This window comes from Streptomyces nanshensis (assembly GCF_001751255.1).
Taxonomy (GTDB): Bacteria; Actinomycetota; Actinomycetes; order Streptomycetales; family Streptomycetaceae; genus Streptomyces; species Streptomyces nanshensis_A.
On sequence record NZ_LJGW01000685.1, the window covers coordinates 1 to 6,204 of the forward strand.

Below are 6,204 nucleotides of genomic sequence, written 5' to 3' on the forward strand. Positions count from 1 at the left end.
GCCGCGCGGGGTCGGGGCGCGGCGTCAGACCCGGGAGGCGCCCTCGGGCCAGACCACGTCGACCGCGAGCCCGGCGCTGCGCGCCCCCGCGACGACGTCGGCCGTCGTGCCGCCCTTCTCCTCCGAGCCGGGCTGGCCGTCCCAGATGGCGACCAGCCGGTCCGCGCGTTCCAGCAGCACCGCGTTCGCCGCTTCGTACGCCGCGCGGTCCGCGGTCGCGTACGGCAGCACGACCACCTCGTCGGCCGCCGCGGTCAGTCGGTCGTAGGTCTCGGCATGTTCGGGCTTCACCGTGGCCTGCCGGTAGTCACGGCTGGGCAGCACGGCCACCAGCCGTCCGCCCGCCGCGAGCACCGACTCCGCGAACACGGAGTCCGCGCCGGCCGCCACACACGACAGACCCACGAGCCCGGAGGGCTCGAACATGCGCAGCAGGCGCTCCAGTTCCGCCCGTACGAGCGGCACCGTCTCCTCGGACAGCTCCATGTGCCCGGTTACCGCAACTTTCGTCGCCATCCCGGTCGCTCTCCTTCGTCAGTTCCGTTCAACGCGCCCTCGGATACGGTCACGCATCTCATACGGTCCACTACACCTTGTGTCCGGACGTATAACCGTATAGGCGCTTGGCGTTGATGCGAGGCCACACGCACGGCAGGCGCCCGTGTGGCCGTGCGCTCCCCCTCCACCGAAGCTCCGCAGCCACCGGTCGGGCCTATGCGGCACACTGGACGTTTGACCCGCACGCCCCCGGTGCGGCGCACCGCCGGCCGGGGCGACGGCGAGGCGGGACCGCGAGACGCGAGACGGAGGAAGCACGCGTGAACGGTGGCCCCCTGATCGTCCAGAGCGACAAGACGCTGCTGCTGGAGGTCGACCACGAGCAGGCGGACGCGTGCCGCCGTGCCATCGCGCCCTTCGCCGAGCTGGAGCGGGCGCCCGAGCACATCCACACCTACCGGCTCACCCCGCTCGGCCTGTGGAACGCGCGGGCCGCCGGGCACGACGCCGAGCAGGTCGTCGACGCGCTCGTCGAGCACGCGCGCTACCCGGTGCCGCACGCCCTGCTCGTCGACGTCGCCGAGACGATGGCCCGTTACGGGCGGCTGCGGCTGCTCAAGCACCCCTCGCACGGCCTCGTCCTGGAGACGACCGACCGGCCCGTGCTGGAGGAGGTGCTGCGGTCGAAGAAGATCCGGCCGCTGACCGGGGAGCGCCTCGACGCGGACACCGTCGTCGTGCATCCCTCCGAGCGCGGCCAGATCAAGCAGGTGCTGCTGAAGCTGGGCTGGCCCGCCGAGGACCTGGCCGGTTACGTGGACGGCGAGGCGCACCCCGTCGACCTCGTACAGGACGACTGGTCGATGCGCCCGTACCAGGAGCACGCCGTGGAGGGCTTCTGGCACGGCGGCTCCGGAGTCGTCGTGCTGCCCTGCGGCGCGGGCAAGACGCTCGTCGGCGCCGGGGCGATGGCCAAGGCGCAGGCGACGACGCTGATCCTCGTCACCAACACCGTCGCGGCCCGGCAGTGGAAGCAGGAGCTGATGCGCCGCACGTCGCTGACCGAGGACGAGATCGGCGAGTACAGCGGGACGCGCAAGGAGATCCGGCCGGTCACCATCGCCACGTACCAGGTGGTGACGGTGAAGCGGAAGGGCGTCTATCCGCATCTGGAGCTGTTCGACTCCCGCGACTGGGGACTGATCGTCTACGACGAGGTGCATCTGCTGCCCGCACCCGTCTTCAAGTTCACCGCCGACCTCCAGGCCCGCCGCCGGCTCGGGCTGACCGCGACGCTCGTACGCGAGGACGGCCGCGAGTCGGACGTCTTCTCGCTCATCGGGCCCAAGCGCTTCGACGCCCCGTGGAAGGAGATCGAGTCGCAGGGCTACATCGCGCCCGCCGACTGCGTCGAGGTGCGGGTGAGCCTCACCGACTCCGAGCGGCTGGCGTACGCGACGGCCGAGACGGAGGAGAAGTACCGCTTCTGCGCCACGACCGACAGCAAGCGGCGGGTGACCGAGGCGCTGGTCAAGCGGCACGAGGGCGAACAGACGCTGGTGATCGGGCAGTACATCGACCAGCTCGACGAACTCGGCGAGCACATCGGTGCGCCCGTCATCAAGGGCGACACCAGCAACAAGCAGCGCGAGAAGCTCTTCAACGCCTTCCGCGAGGGCGAGTTGAGCACGCTGGTCGTCTCCAAGGTCGCCAACTTCTCCGTCGATCTGCCGGAGGCGACCGTCGCCATCCAGGTCTCCGGGACGTTCGGCTCACGGCAGGAGGAGGCGCAGCGGCTGGGGCGCGTACTGCGGCCGAAGGCGGACGGGCACGAGGCGCGCTTCTACTCCGTCGTCGCGCGCGACACCATCGACCAGGACTTCGCCGCACACCGGCAGCGCTTCCTCGCCGAGCAGGGGTACGCCTACCGCATCGTCGACTCCCAGGACCTGCTGACGGCCCAGCCGGAGGCCGCGCCCGAGAGCGAGAGCGAGTAGCCGCCGGCGGCGGTGCACAGCAGCAGCGCCAGCGCCACCAGGGCGTACGGCGAGGCCAGCGGCTGCATCCACCACTCCAGGCGCAGATCGCCGTCGCCCTGCTTCGGTACGAGCCACAGCGTCCGCGCCGAGAAGACCGCGGCGAGCAGCAGCACCGGTCCGCGGCCCGCCCCGGTGCGCGTCCGCTCGACGGCGAGCAGCACCAGCAGCGGCACGCACCACACCCAGTGGTGGGACCAACTGATCGGGGAGACGAGCAGCGCCGTGAACGCGGTGACCATCACGGCCCACGCCTCACGCCCGAGGGTGACGTGCACCCGGCGGGCGAGCGCGAGCCCGGCCACCGCGAGGAGGGCCGCCGGGAGAAGCCACAGCGCGCCCGGTTCGGCGGTGTGCGCGAGGCGGGCCACCAGGCCCTGGAGTGACTGGTTGTCGACGATCCAGGGCTTGCCGACCCGGGCCGTCTCGAAGACGCGCAGCGTGAAGAACTCCCAGGTGGCGGACGGCAGTACGCACGCTCCGGCCGCGACGGTGCCGGCGAAGCCGGCCAGCGCCACGAGCCCCGCCCGCACACGTCCCGTCAGCAGCAGATGGACGGCGAAGACGGCGGGCGTGAGCTTGATGCCCGCGGCGACGCCGACGGCCAGACCCTTCGTCCGTGCGCCGTCCGGCCGTTGGAGGTCCCACAGGACGAGGCAGACCAGCAGCAGGTTGATCTGTCCGAACAGGACGGTCTGGAAGACGGGCTCCAGCCACAGCGCGGCGGCGGTCGCGGCGAGCAGCAGGGCCGGCCCGTGCGTACGCGACCGCCCGTACGGAAGCCGCAGCGAGAGGTGGACGAGGAGCGCGAGGAGCGCGGTGTTCCCGGCGAGGAAGAGCGCCTTGGCGAGGGACGCCGGGAGCCATGCCGCGGGGACGAAGAGCAGGGCGGCGAACGGCGGGTAGGTCGCGGGGAGTTCCCACCGGGTGACGGTGAATCCGTACAGGTCCCGGCCGCCGGTGACGGCCGCGCCCTCAGCGCGGTAGACCAGCAGGTCTGCCATGGAGTGGCGGGCGGTGACGCAGACCGCGGTCAGGGCGGCCAGCGAGAGCGCGAGCAGCGCGGCGGCGGCCAGGGGCGCTGCGGTCCTGTGTGTCACCTGCGGTGCCTCTCCGTCGCCTCGCCCGGCCGTCCTGCCGTCCTGCCCGTCGCGTCCGTCCTGTCCTGTCCTGTCCTGTTCAGGAGTGCTCCGCCGGCGGGAAATCCATTCGCCCCGCGGGCCGCGCCGCGGCTAGGCTTCCGCGTCTGCCGCCTCCCGGTCCGGGGAGGACTCCCGACCGCTCGGAAACCGGTCGGCCTTCCGTTCCGTACGCAGCACACCCCGCCCGGAGGCAAGACCGTGTCCGCCCCTGCCCATTCCGTCCCCGGTCACGACCGCAATCCCCTCGACGACGAACGGGCCCATCTGGCCGCCTCCCGCGCCGCGCTGCGCGCCATGCGCGAGGAGGCCGAAGCGCTCGACATCACCGACGTCGCCGCGAACTGGGTCAACGCCGAAGTGCTGCGCGCCGGGCTCGACGCGCGCGTCAAGGCGCTCGCCGACCTCGCCGGCACCCCGCTCTTCTTCGGCCGTCTCGACTATGTGCCGGACCGCAGCTTCCACATCGGCCGCCGTCACGTCCACGACGCGGACGGCGACCCGATGGTGATCGACTGGCGGGCGCCGGTCTCCCAGCCGTTCTACCGGGCCTCCCGCAAGGAGCCGATGGACGTCGCGCTGCGCCGCCGGTTCGGCTACGCGGGCGGCGAGTTGACAGCGTACGAGGACGAGCGGCTCACCGACGCGGAGGAGAGCGGCACGGCCTCCCGGCTGCTCCAGGACGAGATCGAACGCCCCCGCGTGGGTCCCATGCGGGACATCGTCGCCACGATCCAGCCCGAGCAGGACGAGATCGTACGGGCGGGGATCGAGGGTTCGCTGTGTGTGCAGGGCGCTCCCGGCACCGGCAAGACGGCCGTGGGTCTGCACCGTGTGGCGTATCTGCTCTACACGCACCGCGAACGGCTCGCGCGTACCGGCACGCTCGTCGTCGGCCCCAACTCCTCGTTCCTGCGCTACATCGAGCAGGTGCTGCCCGCCCTGGGCGAGATGTCGGTACGGCAGTCGACGGTCGCCGAACTGACGGCGCACGTACCGGTGCGCGCGGAGGACGGCGCCGAGGCCGCGCGTATCAAGGGCGACGCCCGGATGGCGCGGGTGCTGCGCCGTGCGGTGCGCTCCGGTGTGCGGGTGCCGGACGAGCCGTGCGTGGTGGTGCGCGGCTCGCGGCGCTGGCGGGTGCCCGCGTACGAACTGGCGGAGCTGATCGAGGAGTTGCTCGGCCGCGACATCCGGTACGGGGCGGCGCGGGACGCGCTGCCGCAGCGCATCGCGCACGCGGTGCTGGTGCGGATGGAGCAGGCCGGCGAGGCGCCGGACGACCGGGTACAGGACGCGGTGGCGCGGAACGCCGCGGTGAAGGCCGTCGTCAAGTCCTGCTGGCCCGCGGTCGATCCGGCACGGCTGGTGCTGCGGCTGCTCTCCGACCCCGGCTTCCTCGCGGAGCAGGCCGACGGGGTGCTCACCGCGGAGGAGCAGCGGGCGATCCTGTGGGCGAAGCCGCCGCGCGGGGTCGGCTCGGCGCGCTGGTCGGCCGCGGACGCCGTGCTGATCGACGAGGTCAACGACCTTGTCAGCCGCACGACTTCGCTCGGGCACGTGGTTCTCGACGAGGCGCAGGACCTCTCGCCGATGCAGTACAGGGCGGTCGGGCGGCGCTGCTCCACCGGCTCGGTCACCGTGCTCGGCGACATCGCACAGGGCACTACGCCCTGGGCGACGGCGAGTTGGCAGGAGGCGCTGCGGCATCTGGGCAAACCGGCCGCCGCCGTCGAGGAGTTGACGCTCGGCTTCCGCGTGCCGCGGCAGGTCATCGCGTACGCCTCGCGGCTGCTGCCCGAGATCGCCCCGGAGCTGCGCGAAGCCACGTCGGTGCGGGAGTCGCCCGGCGACTTCTCCGTACGGGCGTGTGCGCGGGGCGAGTTGGACGACGCGGTCGTCGGTGCGTGCCGCCGGGCGCTGCTGCGGGAGGGCTCGGTCGGGCTGATCGCGGCGGAGGCACGGGTGCCCGCGCTGGCCCGCGCACTGGAGTCGGCGGGGCTGCCGTATCTCGCGCCGGGTGCGGAGACGAGCGAGGGGGCGCGGCTGACGCTGGTGCCCGCGACGCTGGCGAAGGGCCTGGAGTACGACCATGTCGTCCTGGACGAGCCCGCCGCCGTCACGGACGGGGAGCCCGACGTCCGTACGGGGCTGCGGCGGCTGTACGTCTGCCTCACGCGCGCCGTGTCGGGTCTCGCCGTACTGCACGCGGCGCCGCTGCCGGCGGCACTGGCTCAGGAGTGAAGGGCGCAGGAGTGAAGGGCTCGGGAGTGAAGGACTCGGGGTGAACGCCAGGCGGGGCGCGGCGAGTTGAGGCCGCCCGGACGCCCGGGCCGCCCCGCGCCCGGCTGCCCGCTCAGTCGAGCTGCCGTACCCATGCGATGACGAACAGCGCGCCGGCCACACCGCACAGCAGCACCACGGGCAGCACCCAGCGGGCTCTGCGGCCGCCGCGCAGCGGTGCCGTCAGACGCCGGTGCAGGGCGACGACCCCGTACAGCAGTCCCGCCGCGGCGACGGCGCACGGCGTG

4 protein-coding genes are annotated in these 6,204 nt (G+C 72.9%); 2 read left to right on the forward strand and 2 right to left on the reverse strand.

Going from position 1 to position 6,204, the window contains the following annotated elements:
• Positions 1-24 precede the first annotated feature (24 nt).
• A complete protein-coding gene (locus tag AN218_RS31715) occupies positions 25-516 on the reverse strand; it encodes a hypothetical protein (RefSeq protein WP_070020476.1) in 492 nt (163 codons plus the stop codon).
• Positions 517-818: 302 nt separating this feature from the next.
• Here AN218_RS31715 and AN218_RS31720 point away from each other — a divergent pair, with 302 nt between their 5' ends.
• Complete coding sequence (locus tag AN218_RS31720) at positions 819-2,495, forward strand: DNA repair helicase XPB (RefSeq protein ID WP_070020477.1); 1,677 nt, start codon at positions 819-821, stop codon at positions 2,493-2,495.
• On the opposite strand, the gene AN218_RS31725 is transcribed toward AN218_RS31720, so the two are convergent.
• Positions 2,423-3,634, reverse strand: coding sequence for a glycosyltransferase 87 family protein (locus AN218_RS31725; RefSeq protein ID WP_070020478.1), 1,212 nt, complete (start codon positions 3,632-3,634; stop codon positions 2,423-2,425). The two genes, AN218_RS31720 and AN218_RS31725, sit on opposite strands and share 73 nt — an antisense overlap.
• Before the next feature lie 240 nt (positions 3,635-3,874).
• On the opposite strand from AN218_RS31725, the gene AN218_RS31730 reads away from it, so the two are divergent.
• Positions 3,875-5,917 (forward strand): HelD family protein, encoded by a 2,043-nt coding sequence (locus tag AN218_RS31730; protein ID WP_070020479.1) that lies wholly within the window; start codon positions 3,875-3,877, stop codon positions 5,915-5,917.
• Positions 5,918-6,204 lie beyond the last annotated feature (287 nt).

Bases quoted from the DNA above. Each gene is read 5' to 3' on its own strand.
- AN218_RS31715 (WP_070020476.1), bottom strand. From the start codon at position 516: ATGGCGACGAAAGTTGCGGTAACCGGGCACATGGAGCTGTCCGAGGAG.